Origin of the sequence: Pseudomonas sp. WS 5411, assembly GCF_012985595.1 — a bacterium.
GTDB classification, from domain to species: Bacteria; Pseudomonadota; Gammaproteobacteria; order Pseudomonadales; family Pseudomonadaceae; genus Aquipseudomonas; species Aquipseudomonas shahriarae.
The window spans coordinates 100,568-119,998 of the sequence record NZ_JAARMC010000011.1 but is presented as its reverse complement, the minus strand read 5'-3'; the positions used below and the strand labels follow the sequence as shown (position 1 = coordinate 119,998).

Below are 19,431 nucleotides of genomic sequence, written 5' to 3'. Positions count from 1 at the left end.
AGCATCAGGCCGAAACGCGGGGAATCGTGTCGTCGGCGCGCAGGGTGAAGATCTCATAGCCCGTCTCGGTGACCAGCAGGGTGTGTTCCCACTGCGCCGAGAGCTTGCGGTCCTTGGTGATGGCCGTCCAGCCGTCGCCCAGCACCTTGGTGTCGGCCTTGCCCTGGTTGATCATCGGTTCGATGGTAAACGTCATGCCTGCCTTGAGTTCCATGCCGGTGCCGGCACGGCCGTAGTGCAGGATCTGTGGCTCTTCGTGGAACACTTTACCGATGCCGTGGCCGCAGAATTCACGGACTACCGAGAAGCCGTTCTTTTCCGCGTGCTTCTGGATCACTTCACCGATGTCGCCCAGGCGGCAGCCCGGCTTGACCAGCTCAATGGCCTTGTACATGCATTCCTGGGTGACCTGGGACAGACGCTCGGCCCACACCGGCACGTTGCCGACATGGAACATACGGCTGGTGTCGCCGTGATAGCCGTCCTTGATCACGGTGACGTCGATGTTCAGCGTGTCACCGTCCTTGAGCGGCTTGTCGCCAGGGATGCCGTGGCAGACCACGTGGTTGATCGAGGTGCAGATCGACTTGGGGAAGCCTTTGTAGTTCAGCGGCGCGGGGATGGCTTTCTGCACGTCGACAATATAGTCATGGCAGATGCGGTCCAGGGCTTCGGTGGTGACGCCGGGCTTGACGTGTTCGGCAATCATTTCCAGTACGTCGGCCGCCAGTTTGCCGGCAACGCGCATACCAGCGATGTCTTCGGCGGTTTTCAGGGTAACGGTCATACAGGCTCTCTCTAGCGCGACGCGCTGAAATCAATACGGTTTACGGGCGTGCGACAAAAAGGTGCAGCGTTCGCACAAGCCCAAAAAACGCGATTCTAACAGACGCAAGGTGTAAACCATGAGTGTCTGGCTATCGCTTCTCTCTATAAGGTGTGGGTATTTTCACCTGATTCAATGGCTTGGGTGGCGCTGGCGGCAAGCAAGTGCGATTGCGGGTTTCGTTTTTGCCGATGCTGTGGTATAAAATGCGCCGCTTTCCGGGGATACCCCGCAAAGCTTAAATCCACACACGTGTCGACACGATGACCTGGGTGCCGGAGGCCTTGAAGCCGCTGGTTGGTCATTGGGATACGTGGAGGCCAAACCCGACTTATTAAGGAACTATCATGTCCCAAGTCAACATGCGCGATATGCTGAAGGCCGGTGTGCACTTCGGTCACCAGACCCGTTACTGGAACCCGAAAATGGGTAAATACATTTTCGGCGCGCGTAACAAGATCCACATTATCAACCTTGAAAAAACCCTGCCAATGTTCAACGAAGCTCTGACTTTCGTAGAGCGCCTGGCCCAGGGCAAAAACAAGATTCTGTTCGTCGGCACCAAGCGTTCCGCTGGCAAGATCGTTGCTGAAGAAGCAGCACGTTGCGGTTCGCCGTACGTCGATCACCGCTGGTTGGGCGGCATGCTGACCAACTTCAAAACCATCCGTGCTTCCATCAAGCGTCTGCGTGACCTTGAAGTGCAAGCCGAAGACGGTACTTTCGCCAAGCTGACCAAGAAAGAAGCGCTGATGCGCTCCCGTGACCTGGAAAAGCTCGATCGTTCCCTGGGTGGTATCAAGGACATGGGCGGTCTGCCTGACGCACTGTTCGTTATCGACGTTGATCACGAGCGCATCGCGATCACCGAAGCCAACAAGCTGGGTATCCCGGTTATCGGCGTAGTCGATACCAACAGCAGCCCGGAAGGCGTTGACTACATCATCCCAGGCAACGATGACGCAATCCGCGCTATCCAGCTGTACATGGGTTCGATGGCTGACGCTGTAATCCGTGGCCGCAACAATGTTGGCGGCGGCACCGTAGAGTTCGCTGCTGAAGAAGCACCGGTCGCTGCAGCTGAGTAATTGACGCCCTGGCGTTGACTCAGTAAGCAAAAAGGGGGCTTGGCCCCCTTTTTGCCACCTCGAAAACCATTTGTGAGCGGCACAGCTACAGCATCTGTAACGTGCAGCGGTTAACAAGGGTGGTTCGGGAAGAATTGAACGCCCGTACAAGTCGGGTGGAATGGTTGAAAACCTATCCAAGAGGAATTTGAAAATGGCAGCAATTACTGCAGCGTTGGTTAAAGAACTGCGTGAGCGTACTGGCGAAGGCATGATGGATTGCAAGAAAGCCTTGGAAAAGGCTGACGGCGACATCGAAAAAGCCATTGATGACATGCGTGCTTCGGGCGCGATCAAGGCTGCCAAGAAAGCAGGCAACGTCGCTGCTGAAGGCGCTATCGCTCTGAAGGAAGACGGTAAATCTGCCGTTCTGCTGGAAGTGAACTCGCAGACCGACTTCCTGGCTCTGCAGGACGACTTCAAGGCATTTGTTGCTGCTAGCGTTGAAAAAGCGTTCGCCGACAAACTGACTGACGCCGCTCCGCTGATCGCCGCTCAAGAAGCTGATCGTCTGGTACTGGTCGGCAAGGTTGGCGAAAACGTCAACATCCGTCGTCTGGTGCGCGTTGAAGGTGATGTTGTCGGTGGTTACCTGCACGGCAACAAGATCGGTGTTGCAGTTGTCCTCAAGGGCGGCAACGTTGAGCTGGCCAAAGACATCGCTATGCACGTAGCGGCCAGCAACCCTGAGTTCCTGCTGCCTTCGGAAGTTTCTGCCGAAGCGATCGAGCGCGAAAAAGCTGTGTTCCTGCAGCTGAACGAAGAAAAAATCAAAGGCAAGCCAGAAAACATTGTTGAGAACATGGTCAAAGGCCGTATCAGCAAGTTCCTGGCCGAAGCAAGCCTGGTTGAGCAGGCGTTCGTCAAGAACCCTGAAATCAAGGTTGGCGAGCTGGCCAAGAAAGCCGGTGCTGAAATCGTTTCCTTCACCTACTTCAAAGTAGGCGACGGCATCGAGAAGCCGGTCGACAACTTCGCTGAAGAAGTTGCTGCCCAGCTGGCTGCCGCTAAGCAATAAGACAGTTTTCAACTGTCGCCCAAGAGAGGCTGCCCGCTCACGCGCGCAGCCTCTTTTCAAATGGGATGCTCAATTTTATTTGGCTTCCCTTTGGAACTGGCTTACAAAGCCGTGTTCCGATGGCGCTGTGACAGCGTCCAGCTAGAGTGAACGCAAGCCGTAAACGGCTCGCCAAGAATTTTTTAAAAATACGCCGCAGGAGAGATTCGCAATGGCTCAGCAGGGCAGTGGTTATCAGGCTCGCTATAAACGCATTCTACTCAAGCTTAGCGGCGAGGCCCTGATGGGCTCGGAAGAGTTCGGGATCGATCCCAAGGTGCTTGACCGCATGGCGTTGGAAGTCGGCCAACTGGTCGGTATCGGCGTCCAGGTCGGCCTGGTGATCGGTGGTGGCAACCTGTTCCGTGGCGCTGCGCTCAGTGCTGCTGGCATGGATCGGGTCACTGGCGACCACATGGGCATGCTGGCCACTGTGATGAACGCCCTGGCCATGCGCGACGCCCTGGAGCGTGCCAACATCTCGGCCATCGTGATGTCGGCCATTTCCATGGTGGGTGTGACCGATCATTATGATCGCCGCAAAGCCATGCGCCACCTGAATGCCAAAGAGGTGGTGATTTTTGCCGCCGGTACCGGCAACCCGTTCTTCACCACCGACTCGGCTGCCTGCCTGCGTGCCATCGAAATTGATGCCGACGTAGTGCTCAAGGCCACCAAGGTCGATGGTGTCTACACTGCCGATCCATTCAAAGACCCGCATGCCGAGAAGTTCGATCATCTGACTTATGATGAAGTGCTGGATCGCAAGCTGGGTGTGATGGACCTGACGGCAATCTGCCTGTGCCGCGACCATAAGATGCCGCTGCGCGTATTTAACATGAACAAGCCCGGCGCCCTGCTGAATATCGTACACGGCGGCGCAGAAGGGACTCTGATCGAGGAAGGCCAACAATGATCAATGAAATCAAGAAAGACGCCCAAGCGCGTATGCAAAAATCCCTGGAGTCTCTGAACCACGCGTTTGGCCAGATTCGTACCGGCAAGGCCCACCCAAGCATCCTGGGCAGCGTGATGGTGCCTTACTACGGCTCCGACACCCCGCTGAGCGGCGTGGCCAACGTGACCGTAAAAGACTCGCGCACCCTGCAGGTCGTGGCCTTCGAGCGCAACATGCTCGCTGCCGTCGACAAGGCTATCCAGAGCGCTGGCCTGAACCTCAACCCGACCAACCTGGGTGAGTTGCTGCTGATCTCCATGCCGGCCCTGACCGAAGAAACCCGCAAGGGCTTCACCAAGCAGGCGCGCAGCGCAGCTGAAGATGCTCGTGTTGCCGTGCGCAACATCCGTCGCGATGCCTTGGGTGACCTGAAGAAGCTGGTCAAGGACAAAGAAATCAGCGAAGACGAAGAGCGTCGTGCAATCGCCGATATCGATAAGTTGACCAAGGAATCCGAGGCCCTGATCACCAAGGCCACGGAAGAGAAAGAAAAGGACCTGATGGCCGTATAAGGGGTCAGGACGCCTTCATGGAAAAGACCAAGCAGACTGTGCCCTCTGTGGTGCCGCGCCATGTCGCGATCATCATGGATGGGAATAATCGCTGGGCGAAAAAACGCTTTATGCCGGGTGTCGCCGGGCATAAAGCGGGTGTCGATGCGGTACGGGCCGTGATCGAGGTGTGTGCCGAGGCCAAGGTCGAGGTGTTGACCTTGTTTGCCTTCTCCAGTGAAAACTGGCAGCGCCCGGCCGAAGAGGTCAGCGCCTTGATGGACCTGTTCTTCAAGGCCTTGCGTCGTGAGGCCAAGCGCCTGAACGACAACAACATCAGCCTGCGTATCATCGGCGATCGCTCGCGGTTCCATCCGGAACTGCAGACGGCCATGCGTGAGGCAGAGGCTATCACTGCTGGCAGCAACCGCTTCGTCCTGCAAATCGCCGCCAACTATGGTGGGCAGTGGGACATTGCTCAGGCCGCCCAGCGCCTGGCGCGTGAAGTGCAGGCCGGTCATCTGCGGCCGGAAGACATCACGCCCGAGTTGTTGCAAACCTGTCTGGTGACCGGCGACCTGCCGTTGCCGGACCTGTGCATCCGTACCGGTGGCGAGCACCGCATCAGCAACTTCCTGTTGTGGCAGTTGGCCTATACCGAGCTGTACTTCTCCGACCTGTTCTGGCCGGACTTCAAACACGATGCCATGCGTAATGCGCTGGCCGATTTCGCTTCCCGTCAGCGTCGCTTCGGTAAAACGAGCGAGCAGATCGAAGCTGGAGCCCGGGTTTAATGCTTAAACAACGAATCATCACAGCACTGATCCTGCTGCCGATCGCCCTGTGCGGGTTTTTCCTGCTCGAAGGCGCAGGCTTTGCGCTGTTCATTGGTCTGGTCGTGACCCTGGGCGCCTGGGAATGGGCGCGCCTGGCAGGGTTTGCCGAACAACTGCCGCGGGTGGTGTACGCCGCCGTTGTCGCGTTGTTGCTGTTCCTGATGTACATCCTGCCGGATGTCGCACCCTGGGTGCTCGGGGCGGCGGTGCTGTGGTGGGCGTTGGCGACATTCCTCGTATTGACCTACCCGCGGACCAGCAGCAAGTGGTCCAGCGTCGCCTGCAAGCTGGTGATCGGCCTGCTGATCCTGCTGCCGGCCTGGCAGGGCCTGGTCTATATCAAGCATATGGCCCTGGGCAACTGGTTGATCATGGCGGTGATGGTCCTGGTCTGGGGCGCGGATATCGGTGCGTACTTCTCCGGCCGTGCCTTTGGCAAGCGCAAGCTGGCCCCGGCGGTCAGCCCCGGCAAGAGCTGGGAAGGGGTATACGGCGGGCTGGCCCTGACGTTGTTGATTACCCTGGTTGTTGGCGTTATGCGTGATTGGGGGGGCAAACAAATCCTCCTGGCCCTGATGGGCGCGGCGGTGGTCGTACTGATCTCGGTGGTCGGCGACCTCACCGAAAGCATGTTCAAGCGCCAGGCTGGCATCAAGGACAGCAGTAACCTGCTGCCGGGCCATGGCGGTGTGCTGGACCGCATCGACAGCCTGACGGCGGCGATCCCGGTGTTTGCCGTATTGTTGTGGATGGCCGCTTCGTGAGCCGCCTGCAGCAGGTAACCGTGCTGGGGGCAACCGGCTCGGTCGGATTGAGCACGCTGGATGTGATTGCCCGTCACCCTGAGCGCTACCAGGTATTTGCCCTGACCGGCTTCAGTCGCTTGAGCGAGCTGTTGGCGCTGTGCGTGCGGCACCGGCCGCAGTTCGCAGTGGTGCCGGATGGGACCGCTGCCCGTGGTTTGCAGGACGATCTGCGGGCTGCGGGTCTGTCGACCCAGGTGTTGGTCGGTGAGGAGGGCTTGTGCCAGGTATCCGCTGCCTCTGAAGTGGATACCGTGGTCGCTGCTATTGTCGGCGCCGCGGGTTTGCGTCCAACCCTCGCAGCGGTGGATGCTGGCAAAAAGATCCTGTTGGCCAATAAAGAAGCGCTGGTCATGTCCGGTGCGCTGTTTATGCAGGCCGTGCGCAAGAGCGCAGCGGTACTGTTACCGCTGGACAGCGAACACAACGCGATTTTTCAGTGCATGCCGGGCGATTTTGCCCGCGGCCTGAGTCAGGTCGGCGTACGGCGTATCCTGCTGACAGCCTCTGGCGGCCCGTTCCGTCAGACGCCGCTGGCCGAGCTGGAGCACGTCTCTCCCGATCAGGCTTGCGCTCATCCCAATTGGTCGATGGGGCGCAAGATCTCGGTGGATTCGGCCAGCATGATGAACAAGGGCCTGGAACTGATCGAAGCCTGCTGGTTGTTTGATGCTCGCGCCGATCAGGTCGAAGTGGTGATTCATCCGCAAAGCGTGATTCATTCCCTGGTCGACTACGTGGATGGCTCGGTGCTGGCCCAGTTGGGCAACCCGGACATGCGCACGCCGATTGCCAATGCCCTGGCATGGCCAGAGCGGATTGACTCGGGTGTGGCGCCCCTGGACCTGTTTGCTATTGCCCGCCTGGATTTCGAAGCACCGGATGATCAGCGCTTCCCTTGCCTGCGCCTGGCACGTGAGGCGGCAGAGGCGGGCAACAGCGCTCCGGCGATGCTCAATGCGGCCAATGAGGTCGCGGTTGCTGCGTTTCTTGATCGGCGCATCCGCTTTCCACAGATCGCGAGTATCATCGAGGAAATTTTGAGCCTTGAGCCGGTGGTTGCCGTGAATGATTTGGGCGCCGTGTTCGAGGCGGATGCCAAGGCCCGGGTCTTGGCCGAGCAATGGTTGAAACGCCACGCAGGTTAGTCGGCAGGCGCTGGATTGGAATGCGGAGAGATTAGATGAGTGCGCTCTACATGATTATCGGCACCCTGGTTGCTCTGGGTGTGCTGGTCACTTTCCACGAATTCGGTCATTTCTGGGTGGCGCGCCGTTGTGGCGTCAAAGTCCTGCGTTTTTCCGTGGGTTTTGGCATGCCGCTGCTGCGCTGGCACGACCGCAAGGGCACCGAATTCGTGATTGCCGCTATTCCCCTGGGTGGCTACGTCAAGATGCTCGACGAGCGCGAAGGCGAAGTGCCGGCTGATCAGTTGGATCAATCTTTCAATCGCAAGACCGTTCGTCAGCGGATCGCTATCGTGGCTGCCGGCCCGATCGCCAACTTCTTGCTGGCCATGGTGTTCTTCTGGGTCCTGGCAATGCTGGGCAGCCAGCAAGTGCGGCCGGTCATCGGTGCGGTGGAGGTGGGCAGCATCGCCGCCAAGGCCGGTTTGAGCGCCGGGCAGGAAATTGTTGCTATTGATGGCGAGCCTACTACAGGCTGGGGGGCGGTCAATCTGCAGTTGGTTCGCCGCCTGGGTGAGAGCGGCACCGTACAACTGGTAGTGCGCGAGCAGGACTCCACGGCCGAGACACCGCGCGAGCTGGTCCTGGACAAGTGGCTCAAGGGCGCTGATGAGCCTGATCCGATCAAGTCCCTCGGCATTCGTCCATGGCGCCCGGCACTGCCGCCGGTGTTGGCTGAGCTCGATCCGAAGGGGCCGGCCCAGGCGGCCGGCCTCAAGACCGGTGATCGTTTGCTGGCCCTGGATGGTCAGGTGCTAGGTGACTGGCAGCAAGTGGTCGATCTGGTTCGTGTACGTCCTGATACGAAAATTGTGCTGAAAGTTGAGCGCGACGGTGCTCAAATCGACGTCCCTGTTACCCTCGCGGTGCGTGGAGAGGCCAAGGCAGCCGGCGGATACCTGGGTGCCGGGGTCAAAGGTGTCGAATGGCCGCCATCGATGGTGCGGGAGGTCAGCTTCGGGCCGTTGGCTGCAATTGGCGAAGGTGCAAGACGCACTTGGACCATGAGTGTGCTGACCCTCGATTCGCTGAAGAAAATGTTGTTCGGCGAGCTCTCGGTAAAAAACTTGAGTGGACCGATAACCATTGCTAAAGTGGCGGGCGCTTCTGCCCAGTCGGGCGTTGCTGATTTCCTGAATTTCCTGGCTTATCTGAGTATTAGCCTAGGAGTTCTGAATTTGTTGCCCATTCCAGTATTGGATGGGGGGCATCTGTTGTTTTATCTCGTCGAGTGGGTGCGTGGTCGCCCCTTGTCGGATCGGGTGCAGGGTTGGGGGATACAGATCGGTATCAGTTTGGTGGTCGGGGTGATGTTGTTAGCCTTGGTCAACGATCTGGGACGTCTGTAACGCTTCGCTGAATTGCGAATCTGCCGCATTTTGCGGCAGTTTGTTTATTGCCAGTTGGAATAAGAAAGGACTTCATGAAACGTCTGCTGCTAACTGCGGTTCTCACCGTATTGATGATCGCCGAAGTTCACGCCGAGTCCTTCACCATCTCCGATATTCGCGTCAACGGCCTCCAGCGGGTTTCCGCGGGTAGCGTCTTTGGCGCCTTGCCGTTGAACGTTGGGGAACAGGCTGACGACCGTCGCCTGGTGGAATCCACTCGTGCGCTGTTCAAAACCGGCTTCTTTCAAGATATCCAACTGGGTCGTGAAGGCAACGTCCTGGTCATCACTGTCGTCGAGCGGCCTTCTGTCGCCAGTATCGAGATCGAAGGTAACAAGGCGATCTCCACTGAAGACTTGATGAAGGGTCTCAAACAGTCCGGCCTGGCCGAAGGCGAGATCTTCCAGCGTGCCACCCTCGAAGGCGTGCGTAACGAGCTGCAACGTCAATACGTTGCCCAGGGCCGTTACTCCGCTTCCGTGGAAACCGAAGTGGTGCCGCAGCCGCGCAACCGTGTCGGCCTGAAGGTCAACATCAACGAAGGCACTGTGGCGGCGATCCAGCACATCAACGTGGTGGGTAACACCAAGTTCGCCGACGACGACCTGATCGACCTGTTCGAACTCAAGACCACCAATTGGCTGTCGTTCTTCAAGAACGACGACAAGTACGCCCGTGAAAAACTCTCCGGTGACCTGGAGCGCCTGCGTTCCTACTACCTGGACCGTGGCTATATCAACATGGATATCGCTTCGACCCAGGTGTCCATTACCCCGGACAAGAAACACGTGTACATCACCGTCAACGTCAACGAAGGCGAGAAGTACCGCGTTCGTGACGTGAAGCTCAGCGGCGACCTGAAAGTGCCTGAAGACCAGGTCAAGTCCCTGCTGCTGGTCCAGAAGGACCAGGTGTTCTCGCGCAAGCTGATGACCACGACTTCCGAGCTGATCACCCGTCGCCTGGGTAACGAAGGCTATACCTTCGCAAACGTCAACGGCGTGCCGACCCCACACGATGATGACCACACTGTGGACATCACCTTTGTCGTCGATCCAGGCAAGCGTGCCTACGTCAACCGCATCAACTTCCGTGGCAACACCAAGTCCGAGGACGAAGTGCTGCGTCGTGAAATGCGTCAGATGGAAGGTGGCTGGGCTTCGACCTACCTGATTGACCAGTCCAAGACCCGTCTTGAGCGCCTGGGCTTCTTCAAGGAAGTCAACGTCGAAACCCCGGCCGTACCGGGTGTGGATGACCAGGTCGACGTGAACTACGCCGTGGAAGAACAAGCCTCCGGCTCGATCACCGCCAGTGTCGGTTTTGCACAGAGTGCAGGCCTGATCCTTGGTGGCTCGATCACCCAGAACAACTTCCTGGGTACTGGTAACAAGGTTTCCATCGGCCTGACCCGCAGTGAATACCAGAGCCGCTACAACTTCGGTTATGTGGACCCCTACTGGACTGCTGATGGTGTGAGCCTGGGCTACAACGCTTTCTACCGCACCACCGACTACAAAGACCTCGACGTCGACGTTGCAAGCTATGCGATCGACAGCCTGGGTGCCGGTGTCAACGTGGGCTACCCGATCAGTGAGACTTCGCGTCTGACCTTCGGCCTGACCGCGCAGCAGGATGAGATCAAGACCGGTGTCTACACCGTGGACGAGATCTTCGACTTCACCCGTCGTGAAGGTGACAAGTTCCTCAACTTCAAGGCCTCGGCCGGTTGGTCCGAGTCCACCCTGAACAAAGGCGTGCTGGCGACCCGTGGTCATTCCCAGAGCCTGACCCTGGAAGCCACCACCCCAGGTAGCGACCTGTCGTTCTTCAAACTCGACTACCGTGGCCAGTTGTTCACGCCGTTGAGCGATAACTACACCATGCGCCTGCACACGGAATTGGGCTATGGTGATGGCTACGGTTCGACCGATGGCCTGCCGTTCTACGAGAACTACTACGCCGGTGGTTTCAACTCGGTACGTGGCTTCAAGGACAGCACCCTGGGTCCGCGTGGTACGCCAAGCCGTGGTGTTGCCGAAACCGGTAACGTCGGCACCGTGCGTGACTCGGACAATGATCCGCTGCCATTCGGTGGTAACGTGCTGATTCAAGGTGGTGCTGAAATTCTGTTCCCGCTGCCGTTCGTCAAGGACCAGCGTTCCCTGCGGACCTCGGTCTTTTGGGATGTGGGTAACGTATTCGACTCCAAGTGCGAGCAGATCCGTAACCCAAGCGGCTTGAAGTCCAACACCCAGTGCAACGACGTCAGCTTGAGCAATCTGGCCAGTTCCGTGGGTGTGGGTGTGACCTGGATTACTGCCCTGGGTCCGCTGAGCTTCGCCTTGGCGATGCCAGTCAAGAAACCGGATAACGCTGAAACCCAGATTTTCCAATTTTCCCTCGGCCAGACGTTCTAAGCGTCCGACCCAAGATAACGACAACGGATTCTGTAGGAGTGCATCGTGCGTAAGTTGACTCAATTGGTTCTTCTGGCAACTGTGCTGGTAGCGACCCCGGCGTTTGCCGAAATGAAAATCGCCGTCCTGAACTATCAGATGGCTCTGCTGGAATCCGATGCGGCCAAGAAGTACGCCGTGGATGCCGAGAAGAAATTTGGTCCGCAACTGACCAAGCTCAAGACCCTGGAAAGCAGCGCCAAGGGCATCCAGGATCGTCTGGTCGCCGGTGGCGATAAAATGCAGCAAGGCGAGCGCGAGCGTCTGGAGCTTGAGTTCAAGCAAAAGGCCCGTGACTATCAGTTCCAGTCCAAGGAGCTGAACGAAGCCAAGGCTGTTGCTGACCGTGAAATGCTCAAGCAACTGAAGCCAAAACTCGACAGCGCCGTGGAAGAAGTCATCAAGAAAGGTGCCTTTGACCTGGTCTTCGAGCGTGGCGCCGTGATTGACGTCAAGCCTCAATACGACATCACCCGCCAGGTGATCGAGCGCATGAACCAGCTGAAGTAAGCCATGACCGCGACTATCAAACTCGGTCAATTGGCCGAGTTCCTGGGGGCTACCTTGCGTGGCTCCCCGGAGAAGGAAATCACTGGGCTAGCCACCTTGCAGGAGGCTGGCCCAGCTCAGTTGAGCTTCCTCGCAAATCCCCAATACCGTAAATACCTGGGCGACAGCCAGGCTGCAGCCGTATTGCTGAAGGCCGCTGACGCCGAGACGTTTGCCGGGGATGCGCTGGTGGTGGCTGACCCTTACGCGGCTTACGCGCGGGTGTCGCACCTGTTCGATCCGAAACCCAAAGCGGCTCCTGGTATCCATCCTTCTGCTGTCATCGCCGATGATGCTCAGGTAGATCCTGCGGCGAGCATCGGGGCTTTTGTGGTGATCGAGAGTGGTGCGCGCATTGGCGCCGGTGTGACTGTCGGAGCCCATTGCTTTATCGGTGCCCGCAGTGAAATCGGTGCAGGTGGCTGGCTCGCGCCGCGCGTGACCCTGTACCACGATGTGCGTATCGGGCAGCGAGTGGTGATTCAGTCGGGTGCCGTGATCGGCGGCGAAGGCTTTGGCTTCGCCAACGAGAAGGGCATCTGGCAGAAGATCGCCCAGGTCGGCGGTGTGCTGATCGGTGATGATGTGGAGATTGGCGTCAACACTGCCGTCGATCGCGGGGCCCTGGCCGATACCGTGATTGGCAATGGTGTGAAGCTGGACAACCAGATCCAGATCGCCCACAACGTACAGATTGGCGATCACACGGCCATGGCCGCGTGTGTCGGCATCTCTGGCAGCACCAAGATCGGCAAGCATTGCATGCTGGCCGGCGGTGTCGGCTTGGTGGGCCATATTGAAATCTGCGACAACGTATTCATTACCGGCATGACCATGGTGACCCACTCGATTACCGAGCCAGGGGCCTACTCTTCCGGTACAGCGATGCAACCCGCGGCCGAGTGGCGCAAGAGCGCGGCCCGTTTAAGGCAGCTCGACGACATGGCGCGGCGCCTGAAACATCTGGAAAAGCGTGTTGGGGACGTGACCCCTGGCAGTAATGTTTCATCAGATGGCTGATACCATTTCCATATCAAGTGTGCACAGCAGCTAGACTGCCTTCTTGATTTGCTAGAGGGGCGTGCCTTAGTCCGCGCGCTCCCAATCTTTATTACAGGCTTCCCCCCGAAATGATGGACATCAACGAGATTCGCGAATACCTGCCTCACCGTTACCCGTTCCTGCTGGTGGACCGTGTAGTGGAACTGAATGTTGAGGAAAAGCGCATTCGTGCCTACAAGAATGTCAGCATCAACGAACCATTCTTCAACGGTCACTTTCCCGCGCATCCGATCATGCCGGGCGTGTTGATCATTGAGGCAATGGCCCAGGCCGCTGGTATCCTCGGTTTTAAAATGCTCGACCTCAAGCCTGCCGATGGCACGCTTTACTATTTCGTGGGCTCCGACAAGCTGCGCTTCCGCAACCCGGTCACCCCAGGTGACCAGTTGATCCTGGAAGCCAAGTTCGTGAGCTGCAAGCGCCAGATCTGGAAATTCGAATGCCAGGCCTCCGTTGACGGCAAGCCTGTGTGTTCCGCCGAAATCATCTGTGCGGAACGCAAACTATGAGTTTGATTGACCCTCGCGCAATCATCGATCCGACGGCCGTGCTGGCCGCCGACGTTGAGGTCGGCCCCTGGTCGATCATCGGCGCAGGTGTGGAAATCGGCGAGGGGACTGTCATCGGGCCGCACGTGATCCTCAAGGGTCCGACCCGCATTGGCAAACACAACCGCATCTACCAGTTCTCCTCGGTAGGCGAAGATACGCCGGACATGAAGTACAAGGGTGAGGAAACCCGCCTGGTAATCGGTGATCACAACATCATTCGTGAAGGCGTGACCATTCATCGTGGCACAGTGCAGGATCGGGCGGAAACGACCCTGGGTGATCACAATCTGGTGATGGCCTACGCCCATATTGGTCACGACAGTGTGATCGGCAACCACTGCATCCTCGTCAATAACACTGCGCTGGCCGGCCATGTGCACGTTGACGACTGGGCGATTCTTTCCGGTTTCACCCTGGTGCATCAGTACTGTCATATTGGTGCCCATAGCTTTTCCGGCATGGGTACCGCTATTGGCAAGGATGTACCGGCGTTCGTCACGGTTTTTGGCAACCCTGCCGAAGCCCGCAGCATGAACTTCGAAGGCATGCGCCGACGTGGTTTCAGCGAAGATGCCATCCACGCCCTGCGCCGCGCTTACAAAGTGGTGTATCGCCAGGGGCTGACGGTTGACCAGGCGCTGGCCGAGCTGGCCGAGCCGGCGGCGCTGTTTCCAGAAGTTGCCATCTTCCGCGATTCGATCCAGGCATCGACTCGCGGCATCACCCGCTGATCATGGCCACGCTGCGTATTGCATTGGTTGCCGGAGAAGCTTCCGGCGATATCCTCGGCGCTGGCCTGATGCGCGCCATCAAGGCGCAGCATCCAGCCGTTGAATTCATTGGGGTCGGCGGCCCGCTGATGCAGGCCGAAGGCCTGACTTCCTACTTTCCCATGGAGCGTTTGTCGGTCATGGGGCTGGTGGAAGTGCTGGGGCGCCTGCGCGAGCTGCTGGCTCGGCGCAAACTGCTGATCCAGACCCTGATTGCAGAAAAACCGGACGTCTTTATCGGTATCGACGCACCGGACTTCACCCTCAATATCGAACTCAAACTGCGTCAGGCCGGGATCAAGACCGTGCATTACGTCAGCCCGTCCGTATGGGCGTGGCGGCAAAAGCGTGTGCTGAAGATCCGCGAAGGCTGCGACCTGATGCTGACCCTGCTGCCTTTCGAGGCGCGGTTCTACGAAGAGAAGGGCGTGCCGGTCAGGTTTGTCGGCCACACCCTTGCCGATACCATCCCGCTGCAGGCTGATCGCGCCGCCGCCCGCGCCGAGTTGGGCCTGCCCGACGGGCCGCTGGTGGCGTTAATGCCCGGTAGCCGTGGCGGTGAAGTCGGGCGCCTGGGCGCACTGTTTTTCGATGCGGCCGAGCGTCTGCTGGCCTTGAAACCCGGGGTGCGGTTTGTACTGCCGTGCGCGAGCCCGCAACGGCGTGCACAGATCGAGGCTTTGCTGGTAGGACGTGACCTGCCGTTGACCCTGCTCGACGGTGGTTCGCACCTGGCCCTGGCGGCCTGTGATGCGGTGTTGATCGCCTCCGGTACCGCCACGCTGGAGGCTTTGCTCTACAAGCGGCCGATGGTTGTGGCCTATCGCCTGGCGCCGCTGACCTACTGGATTCTCAAGCGCATGGTCAAAAGCCCGTACATCTCCTTGCCCAACCTGCTGGCCCAGCGGTTGTTGGTGCCGGAGTTGCTGCAGGACGCTGCTACCCCCGAGGCCTTGGCCCAGACCATTCTGCCGTTGATCGACGGTGGCGAAGAGCAGACCCGTGGCTTTGACGAAATTCACCGTACCTTGCGCCGTGATGCGTCGAACCAGGCCGCAGACGCCGTGTTGACCTTGATCGGCCGCCAGCAGGAAACCCTATGAAGACGCAAATGGGCCTGGATTTCAGCCTGGTCGCCCAAACCCACGAACTGGTCGCCGGTGTCGATGAAGTAGGGCGCGGCCCGTTGTGCGGCGCGGTGGTCACGGCGGCGGTGATTCTTGATCCGAATCGTCCGATCCTCGGTCTCAACGACTCGAAGAAGCTCACCGAAGCCCGTCGTGAAAAGCTTTTTGATGAAATTTGCGAAAAAGCCCTCAGCTGGCATATCGCCAGGGCCGAAGTCGAAGAAATCGACGAACTGAACATCCTGCATGCCACGATGCTGGCCATGCAGCGCGCCGTCGAGGGCCTGCACATCACCCCCAAGCTGGCGATGATCGACGGCAATCGCTGCCCGAAGCTGGCGATGCCGGCCGAGGCGGTGGTCAAGGGTGATAGTAAGGTGCCGGCAATTGCCGCCGCCTCCATCCTGGCCAAGGTCAGTCGTGACCGTGAGATGGCAGCGTTCGAATTGATCTACCCGGGCTACGGCATAGGCGGCCATAAAGGCTACCCGACGCCCGTTCATCTGGAAGCCCTGGCTCGATTGGGCCCGACGCCGATCCACCGCCGCTCGTTTGCCCCGGTACGCCAGGCTTATGAGGTGCGCGAAAGCCTGGTCGAGCTTTAGGCGCAGGCTGATGTTTTACTCAAGGCCCGGTACAATCCGGGCCTTGTTGTTTTCACACGTATCTAGACAGGATCACTATGCCGGCTTCATTCGTTCACCTGCGCCTGCACACTGAATACTCCCTGGTCGACGGCCTGGTACGGATCAAACCGCTGGTCAAAACCCTGGTGGGCATGAATATGCCGGCCGTGGCGGTGACCGACCAGAACAACATGTGCTCCCTGGTCAAGTTCTACAAGAGCGCCATGGGCGCCGGCATCAAGCCGATCTGCGGCGCCGACTTGTGGCTGTCCAACAAAGACCCCGATAACGCCTTGAGTCGCATCAGCCTGTTGGCGATGAACGGCGTGGGTTATCGCAACCTGACTGAACTGATTTCCCGCGGTTTTATCGACGGCCAGCGCAACGGCTCGATCATCATCGAGCGCGAATGGGTGGCCGAGGCCAGCGAAGGGCTGATTATGCTGTCGGCTGCCAAGGAAGGAGAGGTCGGCCTCGCCTTGCTGGGCGGCAATCCCCAGGAGGCAGAAGTGCTCGCCCGGGAGTGGATGGCGGTGTTCCCTGACCGCTTCTACCTGGAAGTTCAGCGCACCAATCGCCCCAACGACGAAGAGCACCTGCACGCTGCCGTGGCCCTGGCCGAAAAGCTGGGTGCGCCGCTGGTCGCCACCAACGATGTGCGTTTTATCAAGAAGGAAGACTTCGAGGCCCACGAAACCCGCGTGTGTATCGGCGAAGGCCGGGCGCTGGACGATCCGCGTCGCTCGAAGAACTACAGCGAAGAGCAGTACCTCAAAAGCGCCGAGGAAATGGCTGAGCTGTTCAGCGACTTGCCCGAGGCCCTGGAAAACTCCGTCGAAATTGCCAAGCGCTGCAATATCGAAGTGAAGCTGGGCAAACACTTTTTGCCCAACTTCCCGATTCCCGATGGCATGACCATCGACGAGTATTTCCGCAAGGTGTCGTTCGATGGTCTGGAAGAGCGTCTTTCCGTCCTGCTGCCCAAGGACACCACCGAAGACTACGAGGCCAAGCGCCAGGTGTATGTCGACCGGCTGAACTTCGAGCTGGATATCATTATCCAGATGGGGTTCCCGGGTTACTTCCTGATCGTAATGGACTTTATCCAGTGGGCCAAAAGCAACGGCGTACCGGTGGGCCCTGGCCGGGGGTCGGGTGCCGGCTCGCTGGTGGCTTATGTGCAGAAGATCACCGACCTCGACCCGCTGGAATATGACCTGCTGTTCGAACGGTTCCTGAACCCGGAACGGGTATCGATGCCCGACTTCGACGTCGACTTCTGCATGGATGGTCGCGACCGTGTCATCGAATATGTGGCCGAGAAATATGGCCGTAACGCTGTAAGCCAGATCATCACCTTTGGTTCCATGGCGGCCAAGGCGGTAATTCGTGACGTGGCGCGGGTGCAGGGCAAGTCCTACGGCCTGGCGGATCGTCTGTCGAAGATGATCCCCTTTGAAGTCGGCATGACCCTGGAAAAGGCCTACGAGCAGGAAGAAATCCTGCGCGACTTCATCAAGGTCGATGAAGAAGCCGCCGAAATCTGGGACATGGCGCGCAAGCTCGAAGGCGTGGTGCGTAACGTTGGTAAGCACGCCGGTGGCGTGGTAATCGCGCCGACCAAGCTGACAGACTTTTCGCCGATCTATTGCGACGAAGAAGGCGATGGCCTGGTAACCCAGTTCGACAAGGATGACGTGGAGGCGGCCGGCCTGGTGAAGTTCGACTTCCTCGGCCTGCGTACCTTGACGATCATCGACTGGGCGCTCAAGACCATCAACCGTGAGCGCGCCAAGGTTGATGAAGCGCCGCTGGATATCGCTTTTATCCCACTGGACGACAAACCTACCTACGCGCTGCTGCAAAAAGCCGAAACCACTGCGGTGTTCCAGCTTGAATCCCGCGGCATGAAAGAGCTGATCAAAAAGCTCAAGCCCGACTGCCTGGAAGACTTGATCGCACTGGTGGCCCTGTTCCGTCCGGGCCCGCTGCAATCGGGCATGGTGGACGACTTTATCAACCGGAAGCACGGGCGCGCCGAACTGGCTTACCCGCACTCCGACTACCAGTACGAAGGCCTCAAGCCGGTACTGGCACCGACCTACGGCATCATCCTGTATCAGGAACAGGTGATGCAGATCGCCCAGGTCATGGCCGGCTACACCCTTGGCGGTGCGGACATGCTGCGCCGGGCCATGGGTAAGAAAAAACCCGAGGAAATGGCCAAGCAGCGCGGCGGCTTCATTGAGGGTTGCGCCACCAACAATATCGACGCCGACCTGGCCGGTAACATCTTTGACCTGGTGGAAAAATTCGCCGGTTATGGCTTTAACAAATCCCACTCCGCCGCCTACGGCCTGGTGTCGTACCAGACTGCCTGGCTGAAGGCCCACTACCCGGCGCCGTTCATGGCGGCGGTGCTGTCGGCGGATATGCACAACACCGACAAGGTCGTGACCTTGATCGAAGAAGTGCGGACCATGAAGCTGCGCCTCGACGCGCCGGACGTGAACGCCTCGGAGTTCAAGTTCACGGTGAACGACGAAGGCCGCATCATCTATGGCCTGGGCGCGATCAAGGGCGTGGGCGAAGGCCCGGTTGAGGCGATTACCGAGGCGCGCCAGGACGGTCCGTTCAAGGACCTGTTCGACTTCTGCGCCCGGGTCGACCTCAAGCGCATCAACAAACGTACCCTCGATGGCCTGATCCGCAGCGGCGCACTTGACCGTCTTGGCCCGTACTTCCATGACGAGCCGAAGGCCTACCAGGCCAATATCGACCGTAACCGTGCGGTACTGCTGACCGCCATGGAAGAAGCGATCAAGGCCGCCGAACAAACCGCTCGCACCCATGACAGTGGGCATGCCGACCTGTTTGGCGGGTTGTTCGTCGAAGAAGATGCCGATGTGTACGCTAACCACCGCAAGGCCAAGGAGCTGACCCTCAAGGAACGCCTCAAGGGTGAAAAAGACACCCTGGGTCTGTACCTCACCGGCCACCCGATTGACGAATATGAAGGCGAAATCCGGCGTTTTGCCCGCCAGCGCATCATCGACCTGAAACCGGCGCGTGATACCCAGACCGTCGCCGGGATGATCATTGCCCTGCGGGTGATGAAGAACAAAAAGGGCGACAAGATGGGTTTCATCACCCTCGACGACCGCTCCGGGCGTATCGAAGCGTCGCTGTTTGCCGATGCTTTCCATTCTGCGCAGTCGCTGTTGCAGACCGACGCGATGGTGGTGGTGGAGGGCGAGGTCAGCAACGATGACTTCTCCGGCGGCCTGCGCCTGCGGATCAAACGCGTAATGAGCATGGAAGATGCCCGCACCAACCTGGCCGAAAGCCTACGCCTGAAGGTGAAAACCGAAGCGCTCAAGGGCGATCAGCTACGCTGGCTGGGGGATCTGCTCAAACGTCACCGTGGTGCGTGCCCGGTGACCATGGAGTACACCGGCAGCGATGCCAAGGCGATGTTGCAGTTTGGCGAGACGTGGCGAATTGACCCGGCTGATGGCTTGATTCAAGCATTGCGTGACCAGTTCGGGCGTGACAACGTCTTCCTCCAATACCGTTGACGGTCAGGGCTGCCCTTGTACCCCTGACCTCGA

At 58.8% G+C, this 19,431-nt stretch carries 17 protein-coding genes; 16 read left to right on the top strand and 1 reads right to left on the bottom strand.

From position 1 onward, the window contains the following. Positions 1–4: 4 nt before the first annotated feature. Positions 5–787, bottom strand: a complete 783-nt coding sequence (gene map, locus HBR93_RS16770) for a type I methionyl aminopeptidase (protein WP_032858167.1) — start codon at positions 785–787, stop codon at positions 5–7. A 386-nt stretch (positions 788–1,173) separates the two neighbouring features. Between map and rpsB the strand changes: the two genes are divergently transcribed. The 16 genes from rpsB (at position 1,174) to dnaE (ending at position 19,398) form a co-directional block, all read left to right on the top strand. Next, on the top strand, positions 1,174–1,914 hold the full coding sequence (rpsB, locus tag HBR93_RS16765; RefSeq protein WP_029297291.1) for a 30S ribosomal protein S2: 741 nt from the start codon (positions 1,174–1,176) through the stop codon (positions 1,912–1,914). Between the two features lie 193 nt (positions 1,915–2,107). Beyond that, on the top strand, positions 2,108–2,971 hold the full coding sequence (tsf, locus tag HBR93_RS16760) for a translation elongation factor Ts (protein ID WP_003172264.1): 864 nt from the start codon (positions 2,108–2,110) through the stop codon (positions 2,969–2,971). 211 nt (positions 2,972–3,182) lie between these two features. Next, positions 3,183–3,926 (top strand): UMP kinase, encoded by a 744-nt coding sequence (pyrH, locus tag HBR93_RS16755; protein WP_003172271.1) that lies wholly within the window; start codon positions 3,183–3,185, stop codon positions 3,924–3,926. Then, the gene (gene frr, locus HBR93_RS16750; protein ID WP_057439907.1) at positions 3,923–4,480 is read left to right on the top strand and encodes a ribosome recycling factor; all 558 of its coding nucleotides are present in this window, start codon (positions 3,923–3,925) and stop codon (positions 4,478–4,480) included. The genes pyrH and frr overlap by 4 nt, the downstream gene beginning before the upstream one ends. Before the next feature lie 17 nt (positions 4,481–4,497). Beyond that, entirely contained in the window at positions 4,498–5,253 is a 756-nt protein-coding gene (gene uppS, locus HBR93_RS16745; protein WP_057439905.1) for a polyprenyl diphosphate synthase, read from the top strand. Further along, positions 5,253–6,059, top strand: coding sequence for a phosphatidate cytidylyltransferase (locus HBR93_RS16740; protein ID WP_057439903.1), 807 nt, complete (start codon positions 5,253–5,255; stop codon positions 6,057–6,059). Before uppS ends, HBR93_RS16740 begins: the two co-directional genes overlap by 1 nt. Further along, on the top strand, positions 6,056–7,246 hold the full coding sequence (gene ispC, locus HBR93_RS16735; protein ID WP_057958695.1) for a 1-deoxy-D-xylulose-5-phosphate reductoisomerase: 1,191 nt from the start codon (positions 6,056–6,058) through the stop codon (positions 7,244–7,246). The genes HBR93_RS16740 and ispC overlap by 4 nt, the downstream gene beginning before the upstream one ends. Before the next feature lie 35 nt (positions 7,247–7,281). Beyond that, positions 7,282–8,634 carry a sigma E protease regulator RseP gene (gene rseP, locus HBR93_RS16730; protein WP_169960720.1) on the top strand — a complete coding sequence of 451 codons (1,353 nt, stop codon included), beginning with the start codon at positions 7,282–7,284 and terminating at the stop codon, positions 8,632–8,634. A 74-nt stretch (positions 8,635–8,708) separates the two neighbouring features. Beyond that, positions 8,709–11,096 carry an outer membrane protein assembly factor BamA gene (gene bamA / locus HBR93_RS16725; RefSeq protein WP_057958697.1) on the top strand — a complete coding sequence of 796 codons (2,388 nt, stop codon included), beginning with the start codon at positions 8,709–8,711 and terminating at the stop codon, positions 11,094–11,096. Positions 11,097–11,141: 45 nt separating this feature from the next. Continuing rightward, positions 11,142–11,645, top strand: coding sequence for an OmpH family outer membrane protein (locus tag HBR93_RS16720; protein ID WP_003219314.1), 504 nt, complete (start codon positions 11,142–11,144; stop codon positions 11,643–11,645). Between the two features lie 3 nt (positions 11,646–11,648). Next, complete coding sequence (gene lpxD, locus HBR93_RS16715; RefSeq protein ID WP_115127530.1) at positions 11,649–12,704, top strand: UDP-3-O-(3-hydroxymyristoyl)glucosamine N-acyltransferase; 1,056 nt, start codon at positions 11,649–11,651, stop codon at positions 12,702–12,704. Between the two features lie 110 nt (positions 12,705–12,814). Further along, positions 12,815–13,255 carry a 3-hydroxyacyl-ACP dehydratase FabZ gene (gene fabZ, locus HBR93_RS16710; protein ID WP_029297270.1) on the top strand — a complete coding sequence of 147 codons (441 nt, stop codon included), beginning with the start codon at positions 12,815–12,817 and terminating at the stop codon, positions 13,253–13,255. Next, positions 13,252–14,028: an acyl-ACP--UDP-N-acetylglucosamine O-acyltransferase gene (lpxA, locus tag HBR93_RS16705; protein WP_032858160.1), complete on the top strand. Its 777-nt coding sequence runs from the start codon at positions 13,252–13,254 to the stop codon at positions 14,026–14,028. The genes fabZ and lpxA overlap by 4 nt, the downstream gene beginning before the upstream one ends. 2 nt (positions 14,029–14,030) lie before the next feature. Continuing rightward, positions 14,031–15,170 (top strand): lipid-A-disaccharide synthase, encoded by a 1,140-nt coding sequence (lpxB, locus tag HBR93_RS16700; RefSeq protein ID WP_057439895.1) that lies wholly within the window; start codon positions 14,031–14,033, stop codon positions 15,168–15,170. Continuing rightward, complete coding sequence (gene rnhB, locus HBR93_RS16695; protein ID WP_057439893.1) at positions 15,167–15,799, top strand: ribonuclease HII; 633 nt, start codon at positions 15,167–15,169, stop codon at positions 15,797–15,799. The genes lpxB and rnhB overlap by 4 nt, the downstream gene beginning before the upstream one ends. 77 nt (positions 15,800–15,876) lie before the next feature. Then, positions 15,877–19,398, top strand: coding sequence for a DNA polymerase III subunit alpha (dnaE, locus tag HBR93_RS16690; RefSeq protein WP_115127532.1), 3,522 nt, complete (start codon positions 15,877–15,879; stop codon positions 19,396–19,398). Positions 19,399–19,431 lie beyond the last annotated feature (33 nt).